The organism is Bacillus mesophilus, assembly GCF_011008845.1.
Classification (GTDB): domain Bacteria; phylum Bacillota; class Bacilli; order Bacillales; family SA4; genus Bacillus_BS; species Bacillus_BS mesophilus.
Map to the genome: position 1 here is coordinate 23,154 of NZ_JAAIWM010000007.1, position 17,901 is coordinate 41,054.

13 protein-coding genes are annotated in these 17,901 nt (G+C 40.5%); all 13 read right to left on the reverse strand.

Annotated elements, in window-relative coordinates; translation table 11 throughout:
- Positions 1 to 58 precede the first annotated feature (58 nt).
- On the reverse strand, positions 59 to 1,165 hold the full coding sequence (locus G4D63_RS17030) for a glycosyltransferase family 2 protein (RefSeq protein WP_163180943.1): 1,107 nt from the start codon (positions 1,163 to 1,165) through the stop codon (positions 59 to 61).
- Between the two features lie 45 nt (positions 1,166 to 1,210).
- Positions 1,211 to 2,740, reverse strand: coding sequence for a phytoene desaturase family protein (locus G4D63_RS17035; protein WP_163180945.1), 1,530 nt, complete (start codon positions 2,738 to 2,740; stop codon positions 1,211 to 1,213).
- A gap of 348 nt (positions 2,741 to 3,088) precedes the next feature.
- Entirely contained in the window at positions 3,089 to 4,480 is a 1,392-nt protein-coding gene (locus tag G4D63_RS17040; protein ID WP_163180947.1) for an aldehyde dehydrogenase family protein, read from the reverse strand.
- Positions 4,473 to 5,969 carry a phytoene desaturase family protein gene (locus G4D63_RS17045; protein WP_163180949.1) on the reverse strand — a complete coding sequence of 499 codons (1,497 nt, stop codon included), beginning with the start codon at positions 5,967 to 5,969 and terminating at the stop codon, positions 4,473 to 4,475. The genes G4D63_RS17040 and G4D63_RS17045 overlap by 8 nt, the downstream gene beginning before the upstream one ends.
- A 160-nt stretch (positions 5,970 to 6,129) precedes the next feature.
- Complete coding sequence (locus G4D63_RS17050) at positions 6,130 to 7,017, reverse strand: alpha/beta hydrolase (protein WP_163180950.1); 888 nt, start codon at positions 7,015 to 7,017, stop codon at positions 6,130 to 6,132.
- 146 nt (positions 7,018 to 7,163) lie between these two features.
- Entirely contained in the window at positions 7,164 to 8,081 is a 918-nt protein-coding gene (locus tag G4D63_RS17055; RefSeq protein ID WP_163180952.1) for a MerR family transcriptional regulator, read from the reverse strand.
- 111 nt (positions 8,082 to 8,192) lie between these two features.
- Positions 8,193 to 9,233 (reverse strand): type 2 isopentenyl-diphosphate Delta-isomerase, encoded by a 1,041-nt coding sequence (gene fni, locus G4D63_RS17060; protein ID WP_163180954.1) that lies wholly within the window; start codon positions 9,231 to 9,233, stop codon positions 8,193 to 8,195.
- A 48-nt stretch (positions 9,234 to 9,281) separates the two neighbouring features.
- The gene (locus tag G4D63_RS17065; protein WP_163180956.1) at positions 9,282 to 10,145 is read right to left on the reverse strand and encodes a phytoene/squalene synthase family protein; all 864 of its coding nucleotides are present in this window, start codon (positions 10,143 to 10,145) and stop codon (positions 9,282 to 9,284) included.
- Entirely contained in the window at positions 10,142 to 11,587 is a 1,446-nt protein-coding gene (locus G4D63_RS17070) for a phytoene desaturase family protein (protein WP_163180957.1), read from the reverse strand. The genes G4D63_RS17065 and G4D63_RS17070 overlap by 4 nt, the downstream gene beginning before the upstream one ends.
- Complete coding sequence (locus G4D63_RS17075; RefSeq protein ID WP_204559168.1) at positions 11,578 to 13,125, reverse strand: phytoene desaturase family protein; 1,548 nt, start codon at positions 13,123 to 13,125, stop codon at positions 11,578 to 11,580. The genes G4D63_RS17070 and G4D63_RS17075 overlap by 10 nt, the downstream gene beginning before the upstream one ends.
- An 835-nt stretch (positions 13,126 to 13,960) precedes the next feature.
- A complete protein-coding gene (locus G4D63_RS17080) occupies positions 13,961 to 14,338 on the reverse strand; it encodes a DUF6508 domain-containing protein (protein WP_163180959.1) in 378 nt (125 codons plus the stop codon).
- A gap of 104 nt (positions 14,339 to 14,442) precedes the next feature.
- Positions 14,443 to 15,546 (reverse strand): alpha/beta hydrolase, encoded by a 1,104-nt coding sequence (locus G4D63_RS17085; RefSeq protein WP_163180961.1) that lies wholly within the window; start codon positions 15,544 to 15,546, stop codon positions 14,443 to 14,445.
- A gap of 573 nt (positions 15,547 to 16,119) precedes the next feature.
- On the reverse strand, positions 16,120 to 17,541 hold the full coding sequence (locus G4D63_RS17090; protein ID WP_163180963.1) for a tetratricopeptide repeat-containing diguanylate cyclase: 1,422 nt from the start codon (positions 17,539 to 17,541) through the stop codon (positions 16,120 to 16,122).
- Positions 17,542 to 17,901: the final 360 nt, after the last annotated feature.

Here is a 17,901-nt window from a genome sequence, read left to right on the forward strand (position 1 = left end):
TACGAGAAAAGGCTGTCTCCAGGTAGAGACAGCCTTTTTATCATGACTAAAGAATCAATCAGACCTTAATCTTCCGCCCCTTCCAACTCACAGAATGAAACACATTCACCCTAATAAAGGAGTACAGATAAATCCCTACGAAAAACATAAACAAGATCGGATATAAAGGAAAAACCGCCCATCTGAAATTACCGACCCTGCTGGCAAACCATGCCGTTTGAATCGTATACAGGATATACAAGATTCCACTGAATATCATTGCGGTAGTGTTCCATTCGATGATAGAAGAGATCAATGCTCCCGCTGCGATAAAGCTGCCGGAAATCCAGAAGATGACCATCAGCATGACAAGGGGATGAGTGGACTTGGAACCGATGGCAAAACTTTTGCACCAGCCCTCGACCAGGCTTCCCACTCCTTCTGGGTACATGCGCAAAGACATAATTCCTTTGCCTCCCAGGCAGCGAACCGGGAGATTTTGTTCAAGAAAGGCCTCTCCCAGTTCCAAGTCATCCATGATGGCTCCCTCGATTTTTTTATGCCCACCAGATAAAAAGTAATCGTCTCGATTACATAGAATGCATGGGCCGAACGAACCGGCGGTTTTAAACCGCGAACCCCAAATCGTAAATAGATTCATCCCTACCACGACGATAATGTTAAATACAACGGAGATGTGTTCATACAAGCGCTCAACTGTATGAAATGGCTGTAAGGCTGTGATGCCTCTGGCTCCCTTTCCCTGATAGAAATGCAGCAGTTTAGTTAAACCATCCACACTGGTGAATTTAGTATCTGCATCTAAAAATAATAACCAGCTTCCTTTGGCCTGTTCGGCACCAAGCCAGCAGGCTGATGATTTTCCTGCACCTGTATTCTGCAGAACCTTTGCACCGTAGCTTTTTGCAACAGCAGCAGTATTGTCAGATGAATCGTCATCCACAACCAGAATTTCAAATTGGCTGAAACGTTGCTCCTGTAATGATTGCAATAACGGTGAGATCCTGCCTTCTTCATTCCTAGCTGGAATAATGATCGACAGAAACGGAAGACTTTCCTTAGGCCTGGAGGAGAAACCGGGAACCGGCAAAGACCAGAACATGATCATGCCAATCATCACTGCCACAAATCCAATAACAAGATTAATTACATCTAAAACTGTCATAAAACCTGCCTCCTTCCCCTCTGTGTTAACACAGCTTTTATGATCTTATGTTGCTGAATAATCAAACAGATTGCCAGTATCGTCTTGTATTAGTTCCTGTGCGGTGATTCTGGCGGATAACAGCACGATTGGAACACCAGCGCCAGGATGTGTACTGCTTCCGGTAAAGTACAAGTTTTCACAATGGCTGGCCTTGCTTTGCGGACGATAGTGGTTACTTTGTTTCAGGATTGGCTGCAAGCCAAACGTCGCGCCATTATAGGCATTGAATTTCGAGCTAAAATCGAGTGGTGTTGTATGCGTTTCGGTGACAATTTCATCTTCAATGTTTTCAAAACCACGGATTTTCTTTAATTCATTTAAAATGTAACTGCGATAATACGAAATGGTTTCTTCGTTCCATTCATAGTTTGCTGTCGCTATATCTGATACAGGCATCAGGATATACAATCCATCTTTTCCTTCAGGTGCAAGGGAAGGATCCATTTTTGAAGCGATATATACATAAAAGGAGGCATTCGTTAGCTTCTTCCCATCAAAAATATCTTTGAGATTCTGATCAAGGTCTTCGTTGAAAATAAAATTATGTACATGGTCAATTTCTTCATATTTACGGTCCATACCGAGATATAAAAGGAAACATGAACAAGAGTATTTCAGGCTATCTACCTTCTTATCGGTATATTTTCCTTTGGCTGCCTTGTCTTTTACTAAATGCTTTATTGCATATGGGAAGTCTGCATTACACACCACATAATCCGAAGAGACTTTTTGTCCATCCACAACAATCCCTTCCGCCTGGCGATTGTGAATGGAGATCTCCTGGACATCCCTTCCATAGTGAATGGTTCCTCCAAGTTCCTTAAAGAGCCGCTCCATGGCCAACGCCATCGTATACATACCGCCTTTTATAAACCATACTCCATATAGAAATTGAATCATCGGAATCATGGTGTAAAAAGAAGGACTGTTAAGAGGCGAAATACCTATGTATAACGTTTGAAAACTAATCAGCTGTTTCAGCCGTTCATTCTTAATATATTTTCCTACAAACGAATCTGCTGTGTCGTAAGGTTTCAGTTTCATTGCTTTCTTCAACATTGCGAGGTTATAAAAATCAGATCTTTTGCGGAAAGGTCTTTGAAGAATGTGATGCTTTGCAATGATAAAGCGTTTGTATATTTCATGCATATATTGAAAAAAACCTGCCGTATCCTCTTCGCTGATTGATTCAATCGTCTTTGTCAATTTGGTAAGGTCAGAGGAGATATCAAAAGGCTTGTCGGGAATATCACTGAAATAAGCCCGGTAAATCGGGTCCAATTTTTCCATTGGAATGTAATCATCCGGGTTGCGGCCGCATAGTTCAAATAGCTCCCGATATATTTCCGGCATCATTACAATGCTTGGCCCCAAATCAAATTTGTATCCCCCGTCTAGTTCAATCCGATTCATTTTGCCACCAGGTGTTAACCCTTTTTCATAGATCTCCACCTGATAACCAGCGTGCTGTAGCCTTATGGCACTGGCAAGGCCCGCTACACCCGCTCCAACGACAATCACCTTCTTACTCATGTAAAGTCCCTCATTTCCAAAGGCTCTTTTCTAAAAGATTGTTGCATTCCCTCGATTTTAGCTATTAACTTAAGTGGTTCTACTTGTTTACGTACTGAACAGAAAAGAGCGACTCTCTTCATGTATAGTAGAATCTTAAAACTACAGGGAGAATCCGGATTTTGGGATTCTTATAAAAACAACCATTTATACAAAAACAGCCTTTTCAAATATTCTGCTACAATTCTTACCAAGTCTGAGGTAATGGCCGCATGCAAGTAAATACATCTATAACATTGATCTTATGTACAGGAAGGGAAACCAGCTTGGTGTCACCCTTATATACGCACAATTGTGTTCAATCACCTATTACAGCAGCCACTTTCTTAATACTTTCAATGCTTTCATGTTTCGGTCGGAATACGGTGGGAATTTACCTTGAAAACGCAGGTAATGATAGGTTTGGTACTCTGTTTTTTCATAACTAAAAGCTAGAAAACCAGCTTTTCCGTGATAAGCACCGTATCCGCTGCTTCCAACCCCTCCAAATGCGATATGGGGACTCGCGGCATGATGGATCACTTGGTTGACGCTGATGGTTGGTGAACGCATATGTTCCTTGAACCGTTGAATATGATTCTTGTTTTTACTGAATATATACCCCGTCAGTGAATCACGCTGAAGTGTGCCACTGGATAACAACGTTTTTAAGTCTGTATAAGGAATGACAGGAAGAACCGGACCGAAAATTTCCTCCTGCAGAATTGAACTATCGGGTTTGATATCCGTTACCACGGTCGGAGCGATGAACCGATCATTTTGATCATGCGTACCTCCATGCCGGACAATCCCCTGTCCGATCAACTCAACCATCTTTTGAAAATGGGCATCAGTACAGATTCGACCATAATCCCCGCTCTCCTCTGGCCGATCTCCATAGAAAGCCGAAACCGAAGCTGAAATCTCATCCAGCGTTTTCTCATAAATGGATTCATGGACAAAAAGGGTATCCGGTGCAATACAGGTTTGTCCCGCATTAAGGAATTTACCCCAGACGATTTCCCTAATGGCAGTTTTGGAATAACCTGTTTCATCCATGATACATGGGTTTTTCCCACCGAGTTCGAGTATCACCGGTGTGAGCTGTTTAGCTGCCTGTTCTGCCACAGCTTTCCCAGTCTTCGTGCTGCCTGTAAAAAAGATTAGGTCAAAAGGGGCTGAAGTTAACTCACTCGCGGTTTGTGCATCTCCCGTCACAACGTGTAATTGTTCGGGAGGAAATGTCTGATTGATGATTTCTTTTAACAGTTCCGCCGTTGCCGGTGCATGTTCAGATGGCTTGATCACGCAGCGGTTTCCCGAGGCAATTGCACCAATGGTAGGCATCAAGGTCAGCTGAACTGGATAATTCCAAGAACCGATGATGAGTACACTGCCATATGGATGCCTCATTCTTTTGATAGCTTCCACATATCCTAGTTTAAGATGCTGGGACCGGACAGGCCGATCCCATTTTGCTAGATGCTTGCATACATACTCGATTTCATTTAATAGAACGGCGATTTCAGATGAAAAGGATTCGAATACCGGTTTTCCCAAATCTGAATGAAGGGCTGTGGTCAAGGCCGCTTCGTGCTCCAAAATAATGGATTTCAGCTTTAACAGCTGTTTTTTACGTGCTTCAAGTGAAGGCCTTCCCGTGGAAAACAGTTCTTCCTTCTGCCTTTCCGGTAGTGTCTTCAGAAAATCATTGTCATGCATGTAATGAATCCCTCTGAACGATTTTCTCACTTACGAGCTGGCCGCTTAAGGTGACCATCGGCATTCCGCCGCCCGGGTTTACGGTTCCACCGACAAAATATAGATTGTCATAGCGTTCACTTTGTTTCGGATGCTTGAATCCTTTATTTTTATTACGGTCTGACACTGTTCCATAGATGGCACCTCGGTCGGAGCCATACATCCTTCTTATATCCTCCGGTGTCCATAAATCCTTTGTCACGATATTCTCCCGTAAATCGTGTAATCCCATTTTTTCTAATTTGATGAGGACCCGCTCAGCGAATTGTTCATAGTCCTGCTGCGTGAACGGTTTCTCGTCCCGAATATATGGAATATGTGGCAGTACTTTTATGTTTTCATGTCCTTCTGGAGCCTGCGCTGGATCTGTTTTATTAACGTTGACCAAATAAATAACTGGATCTTCCGGCAGTTCATGACGATGGAAGATAGATTGCATTTGCTGCTTCATATTTTCTGCGAAAAAGAAATTATGATGGCGCAGCTGTGGATAGCTCTTTTTCACGCCCAAATGCATGACGAGACCAGAGCTAGCTGGTTCGAATTTCTTCTTTAATTTGTTCACATAACGGCTGTCTTCCTCCAGTAATCGTTCGTAAACCGGGATCACTTCCATATTAGAAACAAAGTAATCTGCTGTTAGCTTTGTTCCGTCTTCCAAGACAGCTCCTGTAATTTCGCCGTTCTTTTTTTCAAGCTTAATAATTGTCTTGCCCAGGTGGAACTGGACACCCACTTCGTTAGCAAGCTTCACCAAGCCGTCCGCCAGTTTATTCAAACCGCCGGGTACATACCATACACCTTGATCATGCTGCATGTAGATCATCATGTTCAAGACGGCAGGTGCATCGTAAGGGGACGAACCCACGTACTTGATAAAGTACGAAAGCATATCACGGAACTGGTCATTACTGATCCGTCTATCAATCGCTCCATGAACGGTAGAAAACAGATCAAAGTTCTTTATAGCAGAGAACAGGCCCGTATGTTTCATGATTTCTCTCGTTCGATCAACGCCATGCTGAAAATAGGTTTTATCCGTCATATCATAAATTCTTTTCGAATAATTAAGTAGATCCTGATATTCACTCATATCCTTTTCACTCAGGGATGGGTTCTTTTCTTGCATCTCCTTCAGATCTTCATATAAGTCTATGATATTTCCATCCGGGAAAAAGGAGCGCCATTGGTGATCTAACTTTTCAATCTGGACATAGTCCTTCATGGATTTCCCACTTGCAGCAAACAATTTTTCAAAAATTTGAGGCATCGTGAGGATGGATGGGCCCAAATCAAAACCGAAACCATCCTGATCTAGTCGGTTCAGCTTTCCTCCAATATGATCATTTTTTTCATATAAAGAGACATCGTATCCGGCCTGCGCAAGTGAAATCGCAGCCGACAGTCCACCAAGTCCTCCACCAATCACTAGTACGTTTTTATTTTTCATCTGTTAATATTTCCCCTTCCTCAAATAAAGTTGCTGTTCACTGCAGTATTGATTTGGACCATTTTTTCTTTAGTAAAATCGTTCAGTTTGGTTATGCCATTGTTCCTTACAACGTTAAGTATGCCTCTGTAAATAGGAGCAGACTGATTGAGGAGGTACTTCAACTTCCATTGGATTCTGCCACTTCTCTGATTTTCGATGCGACTAGTTTCCACGCCTCTTCTGCTCTTTCTTTTGGGCCTAGATGGGTAAAAGCATGTTTACAGTCTCTGAAGATCTCTTCTTGAACGTTTACCCCAGCTGCTTTTAATTTTTGAGAATAACTTTCGGCTTCCGGCCTGAATGCATCGTGCTCCGCTATGAGAATAAGGGCAGAAGCTAAGGTGCCACTCACCTCAGCACGAACAGGGGAAGCGAGAGGATGCTCCGCTTGTCCATTGTCAGGTACGTAGCACATGTTCAAAAAATGTGCGACTTGAGGATATCGGGCACGCCACTTATCCGGTTCGGGTTTATTGGCATGAGGAGTAGCGAAATCCAGCATCGGGCAGGACAGCACTTGGAGCAGTGGCTGACTTTCCCCTTTCTCTTCTAAGAAGAGACAGAGGGCTGCTGCTATATTTGCCCCTGAACTCTGTCCGCCAACCATCATTTTTTCCGCATTAATATTCAACTCATCGGCTCTTCTCTTGATCCATTGCAGAATGTCATAACCCTGTTCAATCGGCTTGGGAAAAGGGTACTCTGGTGCTTTCGCATAATCGACATTAACCACTACACATTCTGCCTGATTGGCCAGGTAGCGGCAATAAGGATCATCCATCTCTTTTTCATGCATGATGAACGCTCCACCATGAAAATTAATATAGACAGGTAAATTTTTTTGTTGTGCTTCCAAGGGATAGTACAATGAAATATTAGTAGGTTGAACAGATGTTTCAACTACCACATCTTTTTTCATTTTCACTTGCTGAAAAGGAAGCATAGGTGTCTTTTTTGCTTCATTAGGAAGGAGACGCAGTAATTTTGCAATCATAACAGTGAACATAAGTGTAACCTCACTTTTTTAACATTTTAACTAGATTCAAACATATGTATACTCCTACAATCACTGCTAGTATCCAGGAAGCAAAAATGGTAATGGTGGCACTCCCATTGTTTTTGATAGATTATATGATTTGTCACCCCAAAAAATCATTTGATTTCTAACATATGATTCAAAGATTGAGAAAGGTGAATAAACTCTAGCTTCCTTTTACTTTTTGACATATATTCTATTGCCCCAGGTCCCCCTAGGTAGAAATCAGTTTTTTCGCAGGTTCCTGCGAATTGGTCTAATTTGAACAGGGCATCAGGATCCTGTTCGAACGGGGTCGTGGTGGTTGCTGATAGGACGACACGATCTGGAAGGAGCTTTTGAACCGTGTTTTCAATAGAGCCTTGGGCGGGCGTTGCTCCGATTAACACGGTTTTCCATCCCTTTACCATTGCCTGCAAAAGAATGAGCATGACCGGAATTTCGTGCTTTTCGTGTGGAAGACATGCCCCTAGTAAGGTTGGTGCTTCTTTTCGAACAATAAAATTTCTACGAAGTTCAATCAGAAAATCTCTCAACGTCATACTCGCGATGGCTTCCTGATACTCCTCCCATTCTCCTGTTTCCCACCTGTTTCCCATCTCAAGTAAAAAAGGAAAGGCAACTGAATGGATAAAATACTCTAGTCCTTTCTCATGATAAGCCTGTTGAAAAATATAGTTCATCCCGGCTTCATGACAACCCGTGCCTTCCTTTATTAGTTCGATTACATAATCATTAGTCGCTTGAGGTTGTGACTTCGTTTGTCCAGCAGGAATTACCGGTGTTGGTTCTGGTTTAGGTTCAATTTTGTCAATCAGTAAGACAGCCTGCTTCACCGAGTACCCTTGTTCTGTTAACCCTTTTACAGAAAGGATTTTGTTTACATCAGCTTCTGTGTAGACTCTGTATCCATTTTCAAGTCGCTCAGGAATGACAATTTGATACCGTTCCTCCCATTTCCGAATGACGAGCTTGGACAAACCTGTTATTTCAGAAACTTGCTGAATGAAATGTAAAGGTTTTTCTATATTCATGGTTAAACATACCTTTCTTTAGAGCATGGGAAAGACTAGACATACTTTAACCATCCCTTTCGTTGCACCGGACATTGATCTCAAGCTTTTCTTCGGATAGGTTTCTTACCACTAGGATCCCACTCGCTTTATGGATGAAGTGTTCTTCAACTCGTTTAGGGAAGCAGCCCCAATGCTAAACATGGCAGCCTTTAATTCGTACTCTGTTTGAGTAAAACGGTCGATTAATGCCTTTTCCGACGTTACCGCTTCTGCAAGAATGGATCTGCCAAAGCCAGCAAGATCGGCACCTAGCGCAATCGCCTTTGCTGCTTCTACTCCATTGTTTAGCCCGCCACTAGCAATGAGCGTTCCGGTACTTTCATTTTGTTTTATATCAAGAAGGCACTCTGACGTTGGAATCCCTAAGCCACTAATTGCTTCAGCCACTGCTCGTTTTAACGGATCAGTGGAGCGAAGTTTTTCGACCTGACTCCAGTTCGTTCCGCCTGCACCAGCCACATCTATGAATGTTATGCCTATATCAAATAGTCGCCCGGCCAACTTGCCATTAATTCCCCATCCTACCTCTTTCACACCGATTGGAAGGTGAAAGGATTGACATAGCTCTTCTATTTTTTGAAATAACCCACGGAAGTTTGTATTTCCTTCAGGCTGAATGAGTTCCTGTAGACTATTTAAATGTAGAACTAAGGCATCAGCTTCTACTAAATCTACAATTTTTTTGCATTCGTCAACGCCGAAGCCATAATTAAGCTGCACAGCCCCCACATTCGCAATAATCGGAATGCTCGGTGCATATTTTCGTACTTGAAAGGTATAGGCTCTTTCAGGATCTTCGACGGCAGCTCTTCCTGATCCTACAGCGAATGACCACCCTTTTTCTTCTGCTGCGATGGCAAGGTTCTGGTTAATGGTCATCGCCTTTTCAGTTCCTCCGGTCATTGAGCTAATGAGAAATGGAGTCGCCACTTTCTTTTCAAGAAAAGAAGTCTCCACGTTAATGTCTGTAAAATCTACTTCGGGAAGAGCTTGGTGGATAAATGAAAACTGCTCGAAGCCTGTTGTGATTCCTCTTCCGTTCACATCGTCATTCAGACAAATTTGAATATGATCTGCTTTTCTCTTGTTTACATCATCACGTTGATTCAATGATCTCCCTCCTTTTCACGTTGTTATGAATTTTGGCCTTTTACATGATTAAGCTTCAATCGATTGGTCAACACCCTCTAAAGCACTTTGGAGGGTCGTTACGTAGATTGCCTTTTTCTTTTTATCACTGACAACAGCTCGTTTTGTATAAACTTGATATTCATTCATTTTGACCGCTTCCATAATAGCAGCATAATAGTTGGATGCCAGTTTAATTGAAAACGCACTTTCAGTTGGATAGGATTCAATGTCTGATAATCCTTCTTCAAACCAACTCCATGCAAGGTCCATCAGTCCATTGATCATTTTTTTAAACGTAAAATTTACGGTCATCTCTTCAAATTCAGTATGGGTATATTGATACGTAGCCAACCATTCATCTGGAATATATCGGCGGTTTCTATTTAAATCCTCCCCAACATCCCTAATAATGTTGACAATTTGCATCGCTTTACCGAGCTGAATTCCTGCCTGTTGCACGTCTAGTGTCGGTGAATCATGAAGAACCGGTAGAAGCATTTCGCCAACAGAGCCCGCTACTTTTTCACAATACACTTCTAATTGATCCATTGATTGGTAGTGTGTGAGCGATAAGTCCATTCGTTGACCTGACATTTGCTTTAAAAAGGGTTCTTTACTAATTGGAAAGTTGTCAAACAGCCATCTTAGAGAAGGCCAAATAAAGTGTCCTTCTGCTTGATCAAGATGTTGAAAATGATACTCTAGCTCCTCAAGTGTAAAGGGTGAATGTTCTGGTTCGTCCACAGAGTCATCTATTAATCTACAAAATGCGTAAATGACATACACGGCTTCTTTTCTTGGGGAAGGTAGAAAACGAAAAGCCTCGTAAAAACTAGCAGAGCCTTTCTTCATCATTTTTTCACATTCTAGAATCAGTTTAGAATCAATCATGCTCCCAGCTCCTTTTTAATTAATTCGCTTAAAATACGTGCCCCTTGAAGAACAATCGGCACCCCACCTCCTGGATGAACAGAGGCACCCACACTATACAGGCGTTCAATGTTGTATGGAGACAGTTGAGGTCTGAATCCTCCTGACTGAAACAGAGTCGGAGCAATTCCAAAGCTTCCGCCTTGAAAGAGACCGTCCTTTATAGCATCTTTTGGTGTACGAATCTCCATCCAACTGATTGATTCTCGTAAACCGGTAAAATGTCTCTGTTCTGCTTTTTCAAGAACCTTCTCAACAAGAGCTGGTGCTTCTTTTTCCCAATCAATCTCATCACCAGAAGGTACCGGAATGAGAACGTAAAGAACACTTTCTCCTGGAGGTGCTGCCTCTTCATCTAAGGCGATTGGATTAAAGATGTAAAAGGAAGGATCCTCAGGTAGTTGTTTTGTTTTGAACACTTGGTTCATATTCTTTTCAAAGTGTTCGGGCAAGTAAAATTGGTGAGCTTTCATTTCTGGAAAGCGCTTCTCCACTCCTAGATAAACGAGCACACAGCCTGATGAAGCCTTATAGCGTTTCTTCCGTTCACTTGTGTTGATCATCGGATATAAATTTGGGAAATCACCATTAAAAACGACTGCGTCAAAACGGTAATCTTTGTTGTTCACGACTAATCCTTTGCACACCTTCTGTTCAATTTGAAGGTGCTCTACCTTTGCTTCGGTATGAATCTTGATTCCCATTCGTTTACAGGCTTTCTCTAAAACTGGTATTAGACTGTAATAGCCACCCTTTAGATACCAGATTCCAAAAGCATGCTCACTATAGGCGACCAATCCATACAATCCTGGTACCTCTAATGGAGAACCGCCAATGTATAGAGATTGTAAGGAATATGCCTCTTGAAGCTTTGAATGTGAGAAATAGGAAGCATTAAAGCTCTTCAAGTCTTTATAAGCCTTTGAATCTGCTAAAAGTTTCATATTCTCGAGTGTTAGAAAATCTCGTTTTCTTTTAAAGCTCTTGCTTAGAAAGGCTTTCATCCCTAGACGATACACTTTTGACATGTCAGATAGATAACGAAGAAAGTCATCTGACTCGCCTGGGAACAGTCTTTCTATTTCGGCTAGCTGGGTAGGTAAATCTCGGTACTTCGTATAAGAGGTTCCATCATTAAAATGAATATCGTAAAGTGGGTCGCACGGAATGAGCTCCAATTCTTCTTCTGGTATCCCAGCTTCCTGAAGGATTTCCTTCAATAAATCTGGTAAAAGAACAATGGTGGGTCCTTGGTCAATTCGGTACCGGTCATTTCCTTGAGATGTTAATCTACCTCCTAAAAAAGCCTCTTTCTCAAATATGGTGACAGAGTTTCCTTGCTTTGCTAGTAACAGCGCCGTTACAAGTCCACCCACTCCTGCTCCTACAATTCCTATTTCCATAATGGCGTCTCCTCTTTTAGTAACGCTTCATCTTGTCTAAAGTAGACTTCTTTCTTTCCATATTGCTTGTTTATCAGATTTGCGCTAATTCTGGCTGATTCAAAAATTGTCGGCAGACCACTTCCTGGATGGGTCCCTCCTCCAACTAGATAACAATGACCAACATCTTCAAATTGATTATGTGGGCGGAAATACATCATTTGATCAAGGCTATGCGCCAAATTAAACGTTGCTCCCTTGTATACATAGACTTCGTTTTGCCATTCAAGAGGAGAGATTATTTTCTCCACTTCAATATGAGAACGAATGTCTTGTAGTTCTGGCTCTTTCTCTAAGATTGCTAGCATTTGCTCTCGTACCTTCTCTTTTTCAACGTTCCAATCAATGTCCGCTGTTAAGTTCGGAACCGGCATTAATACGTATAGAGCGGATTTCCCTTCTGGAGCTAAAGTTGGATCAAGTTTAGATGGATTGTGAACATAAATGGACGGATTATCCGATAATTTCATCGTTTTCGTCATTTCTTCCACATTCTTCTTATAATCATCCGCAAAAAGAATCATGTGGTGTGGAAGATTTAGCGGTTTGCTCACACCTAAGTACAGCATAAATGTCGAACAGGATAGCTTTTTCTTTTCAAGATTTTCTTTTCGATATTTCTTCAAATCTGCTTGATCGAAAAGGTTTGTAACTGCATGGCCAAAATCAGCATTTATGATGACGTCATCACTCATCACGGTTTCTCCATTTTCTAACTTTACTCCTACCGCTTTTCCTCTTTCAACCAGCACTCTTTGTACACCGGTCCCCGTATGAATCTTCCCTCCATATTCTTCGATTACGGAAGCCATTGCCTTACACAGCTGATTGACTCCACCAATTGGATGGAAAAGCCCGTACCGGTGCTCTAGATAGGAAAGAATCGTAAAGGTGCCTGGACATTCCCACGGGGACATCCCCAAATATTTGGCTTGAAAGGAAAACGCCCATTTAAGTCGTTCGTCTTTAAAGTATGTAGATAAACGGTTATACACGGTATCAAGCGCATTTAACTTAGGTAACGCTCTAACCATATTACCTGTGATAAAATCGGTCAGCTTCGTAAAGGGCTGCTGAAGCAATGGGGTGACGCGGTCAAACTTCTCCCCTTCTATCTTCATAAATTGCTCATAACCAGAGAAGCTACCTGGGAACTTTTCTTCCATTTCTGCTAGCATCTTTTCCTTATTTCTCGATGGAGAAAAGGTCAGATCCCCAAATTTCAATGTATATAACGGATCAATCTCCTGTAGTTCCATATAATCCTGCAAACGACGTCCACTCATCTGAAATAATTCCTCAAGGATGGAAGGCATCATAAAGAACGTGGGACCTACATCAAAGCTATAATCACCAAGCGTAAGTTTTGACGTCCTGCCGCCGATGACTGGTTGCTTTTCATACACATTCACCTCATAGCCCTGTGCAGAAAGAAGCATAGAAACAGCTAGCCCACCAGGACCTGCACCAACCACCGCGACCTTTTTCCTCTTTGTCAAATTAATCAATCCTCCATCCGTCTATCTTATACAAACATTATACACACTTGTATAATGTTAGTGCAATGTTTTCTTCTAAACATTAGACATCTTTTATTTTTTCGATAATACCCGCTTATACCAACATATTTCTACAAGTGACGGAAAATTACGACGGATCATCTTTGTCTAATCTTTTTCAGTGGGACAGAGGGACAGGCACCTTGTCCCAGAATAAGTTGAAACAAAATCCCTAACTTGCTATATGATCAAGTTGTCTAGCACCTACCAATCACTCTTTTTAGTTTTTTAGGCTCTGTTAAACTTGGTTGTTGAATATCTTTCCAGGATGCTCGCTTTCTGCGGGCAGACTCATGACCCACGCTTCTCCCGCACGAATCTATTTTTTGAGAGAAGAGGCAAAGAACCCACCTGCTTATATAAGAGGTGGGTTCTGTTTTAACAAGCATTATTGTTTACAATTTAAATTGAGATGCAAGTATATTAAGTTCTTTTGCCCTTTGGCAAGCTCAGTGAAAGTAGTTGCTGGGGCTGAGACCTTTCAACATATCCTATTAAAAACGAACAACCTTTTCACACCAGTAATTTTCCTGAAATTGTAATTTTAATTTGCAATTTAAAGTTAATTTTTTATCATCATAAAGAAACGTATTTATACCAGATTGTTGTGAAATATTTAATTAAACGTCTGTTTAAATGTGAGTTAACATTTACTATTCCAAAATAAATTACTGACTTTACTATGAACAGGAACCGTTTTTTACAACCGTTTAGAGAATACACATGTAAAAAAAATTAGGGACAAGGTTCCTGTCCCCTTGTCCCTCCCTTGTCCCTATACTGCATCTAATCTGTATAAAATATATAAAAATACCTCATCATCAATTAATCGAGCAATAGTACCCGATGCGAACCTCTCTTTTCTAATAAATGTTGTGAGTAGTTTTTGAATGGTTTCGATGTCTGCTTCTTTAATTAACGTTTTATCTTCAATATATTTTTGGGCCTCATCTTGCCAACTTGGCCAATCAAACCCTTCAAGTATAAATGCTTCTGAATACACCATATGTATAAAGTCGTTTACAGGATCTGCATAGTCATAAGGATCCATAAAGCTTTCAGGTGATATGGAATATTTCTTAGCATCTGATTCAAAGAATGGCAAAAAGGTAAGTAGATTTTTTATATTTTGTTTTGTGATGTTTGTTTTCATTGTTTCACCCCTCTTAGTCGTTTTTTAATCCCATTCAATCTCCTTAAAAAAGCGAGAATTTCTTTTAAATTAGCACTATATCACCTAGTATTGACGAAGAAGGTCTATGAATTAAACACACTTCTAATTCCTTTAGCAATTTCATTCATACAATCCTCTGCTTGTGGATATTCACCGATTTTATCTATAAAGGCATGATCCATACCATTGTATTGAATTAATTTTACTTTTACTCCTGATCTGGCTAGCTTTCTAGCATATGCTTCCCCTTCGAGTCTAAGAAAATCGTATTCTGCTGTAATAATTAAGGTGTCTGGTAGCCCGCTTAAATCTTCTGCTAGTAAAGGTGAAACATGTGGATGGGAGTTCTCTATTACACCTTGTAAATATAGCTCGTTAAATAGGGGGCCTGCTCCTGCAAGCGCATATACACTGCTTCTAATTAGCTCATGATTATGTAGGATCTTGTACTCTTCTATATCCCATTTATAATCTTCTGTTTCCCTATCTCCTATGTTAACAACGGGATAAATTAATGCTTGATACTTAATCATATTGGTTTGTTGCTCATGATCTAGTAAACAACATACGGTCGCTAGGTTCCCACCAGCACTATCACCCGCTACCGCTATTTGTTCTCTATCAATACCAAGCTCTTTTGGATGGTTATATACCCATGTAATCGCATCAAAGCAATCATATAATCCAGCCGGAAATGGGTTTTCTGGCGCAAGGCGATAATCCACCGATACAACGACTGCATTTGCCTTTTCTGCGAGAGCTTTACAAGGATTCTCGACCGTTTCTAGAGTTCCACCGATAAAGCCTCCTCCATGGAAATACACTACGGCAGGTAATGGAGAATCTGATACTGGAGAATATATTCTTATTGGAATATCACCATTTCTTCCAGTAATGATTAGAGCTTCTGTTCGGATTTCATGCTTCGTTACATCCTTGTTTGCCCAACCCATTTTAGCTCGCACAGCTTCAATATCGAGATCATTGTTCTCGCTCTTTTCAGTAGAACCTTGTTCAGTAGTCCGTTGCTTTTTAACATTTTCTAAAACCCTTGGATCAAAATCCCCTTCCGAATCTAGATCGGGGATTCTTTTAATCAAGATTTCTACACCAGAATCCACCTTTGTTTCCGAACTTTCTTCTAGTAAACGTACTAGGTTTTCATACTCCGTATTTTGAACAGACATACTGATTCATCCTCTCTGTGGGACATAGGGACAGGTACCTTGTCCCAGTTGCCGATAGCAAAAAACTCTCTCCCTTATTCCTTATAACTCTTTAATAGTTCAACTTTAGTAGTTTAGATTGTAGTTTACAACCATTTATTACAAATTCAGAGTAGGTTATAACACTATACTTATTTTCTGCATTTGAAACTAAGTTACGTCATATATGGAACATTCCCCCATTCCTGGACCAAGGGGACAGGTACCTTGTCCCACCAATAAATCAGATGGAACAAGGGCCCTGTCCCTTGTGTCTCTAACTTATAGGTTTACATGAGAAAAGACTGACTCGAAGTAGAGACAGCCTTTTTACATACTAATAAGTGTTATAAACTTTTCTCTCAAATGAAGTTGGAATTTCAAAGTAAACGAAATGAATGATTTCCTAGAAAGGATTACATAGTGGATTAATAGTATAGTTTAGCGACCAAAAACGTTCCTACATTGGGAGTTCTTGGTCGCTATTTAATCTGTTTTAAAAGATTCAATTAAATATGTGACACAGCAAGTCTTCTCATACTCTGCATCATCATATTATTCATGCATCGCAGTATATAGTAAGACTTGATCCTTCCCATTCTGTTTTGCTAGATAGAGACTCTGATCAGCTAGAAGAAAAAGGTCTTTAAATTCTTTTACTTGTCCTTTTTGGTTGTCAGCGACACCAATACTCGTCTTAATAGCTAGTGATTCACTTTTACTTTCAATGTGTAACTTTCGTAGAGCTATTTTTAGTTTTTCAACTTTCAACAGGCTTTGTTCTATCGTTTCACCATATAGGAGGATAACAAACTCGTCCCCACCGTATCGGCCAATCAGGTCATTTTCACTAAATGTTTCTTTACACACCTTACCTACTTGTTTGATGACCTCATCTCCACATAAATGGCCATACTTATCATTTATTGTTTTAAAATCATCCACATCAAAAGCAATACAGACAACGTTTTCATTTTCTTTATGGGCCTTTTTGAGCCAATCATTTGCAGTTGTTTCTAGGTAACTTCGGTTAGAAATCCCTGACAGAAAGTCCAAATTAGCCTTTCGTTCCATTTCAGAAATATGATGTTTGACTTCAAGCTTGATCGCTTTTAAAGATAGCTCTCGTTGATTGATTTCATTTAGCAGTGAAATATACTCTTTTTGAATAAGATACCCAAGCTGTATATCACCCATTTCATCACAAATCTTACAGCGTTCCTCTTGAATGGTTTTAAGTAAATACAGATCTTGGTAGGTTACCACAAGTTCCTTTGCTGAATTGAAGGATTCCATTGCTTCCTTCCAATTCTTCTGCTTCACATGCCATTTACCTCTCAAGATATAACTTTGTGACTTCTCTCTTATGAATGAATCAAGGACTGATTGATTCTCAATCTCTTTAATGAGGGTATCCGCAACCTCCAACTCTCCCAATCCAATATACGCCAGAGCGATATTTAGACTAACACGAATTTCTAATATAGGACTGGCAGGAGTATGTAGTTTCGCTATTTTCAATCCTTGCTCAGCTGCGTGTAATGCTTCCTCAAATTTTTCTTCTAGCATAAGAACGTGACTTAAATTGCTATATCCATTACTGATAATATTGTATTTAGCCAGCTTTTCTCCTAACTCAATACTTTTCGCCAGGGTCTGTTTTGCACGGTCGTAATCTTTATTATAGTCATATAGCAAAAACAGAACATTAAAAAGTTGGAGGTGGTCTGTTTCATCTCCACGGTCCCTACAAATCTCACTATATGCTTCTATATTATTAAATGCTTCTTCTATATCACCTATACAATAATAAGAGGCTGCTAGATTTAAATATGCCACTAGCAAAGACTTATGGCTGTTCATTTCATTACCTAGTTTGATTAACTCATAACTAGCCCCAATCGCTTCCTTATACTTACCTTCTGCTCTAAGTAAAGTAACTTGCTGCTGAAGTACAGTTACGTCTTTTTTCTCCATATGTAATACCCCATTCGTTGTAACTAGGATTGTGTAAATGTATTTTTATGGCTATATATCAATATCATTATATAACATTTTTTAGCAATTGGTTGTATTGAAATAAGAGAAACATATGGTAAATAATAGAATGGGACAGGAGGACAAGTACGCTGTTCCAGTTAAACGATAGTTAATAAACTCATCCCTTAATCCCTAAAGTTCTTTACTATCCAATAGTTGTTTAATGGTCGTCTGGTGAAACATGTGATTTTGAGGAGTATATAGGAACCAATGGAACAGCCACTATCCCATTCCCCCATTCCAATACAACAAAAATAGGCATAAAAGAAAGTCCAACTCCTTTCCATCATCACCTCA

Excerpts from the sequence above, each read along its gene's own strand:
- G4D63_RS17030 (WP_163180943.1), bottom strand. The coding sequence starts at position 1,165 with ATGACAGTTTTAGATGTAATTAATCTTGTTATTGGATTTGTGGCAGTG.
- G4D63_RS17035 (WP_163180945.1), bottom strand. The coding sequence starts at position 2,740 with ATGAGTAAGAAGGTGATTGTCGTTGGAGCGGGTGTAGCGGGCCTTGCC.
- G4D63_RS17040 (WP_163180947.1), bottom strand. The coding sequence starts at position 4,480 with ATGCATGACAATGATTTTCTGAAGACACTACCGGAAAGGCAGAAGGAA.
- G4D63_RS17045 (WP_163180949.1), bottom strand. The coding sequence starts at position 5,969 with ATGAAAAATAAAAACGTACTAGTGATTGGTGGAGGACTTGGTGGACTG.
- G4D63_RS17050 (WP_163180950.1), bottom strand. The coding sequence starts at position 7,017 with ATGTTCACTGTTATGATTGCAAAATTACTGCGTCTCCTTCCTAATGAA.
- G4D63_RS17055 (WP_163180952.1), bottom strand. The coding sequence starts at position 8,081 with ATGAATATAGAAAAACCTTTACATTTCATTCAGCAAGTTTCTGAAATA.
- G4D63_RS17065 (WP_163180956.1), bottom strand. The coding sequence starts at position 10,145 with ATGATTGATTCTAAACTGATTCTAGAATGTGAAAAAATGATGAAGAAA.
- G4D63_RS17070 (WP_163180957.1), bottom strand. The coding sequence starts at position 11,587 with ATGGAAATAGGAATTGTAGGAGCAGGAGTGGGTGGACTTGTAACGGCG.
- G4D63_RS17080 (WP_163180959.1), bottom strand. The coding sequence starts at position 14,338 with ATGAAAACAAACATCACAAAACAAAATATAAAAAATCTACTTACCTTT.
- G4D63_RS17085 (WP_163180961.1), bottom strand. The coding sequence starts at position 15,546 with ATGTCTGTTCAAAATACGGAGTATGAAAACCTAGTACGTTTACTAGAA.
- G4D63_RS17090 (WP_163180963.1), bottom strand. The coding sequence starts at position 17,541 with ATGGAGAAAAAAGACGTAACTGTACTTCAGCAGCAAGTTACTTTACTT.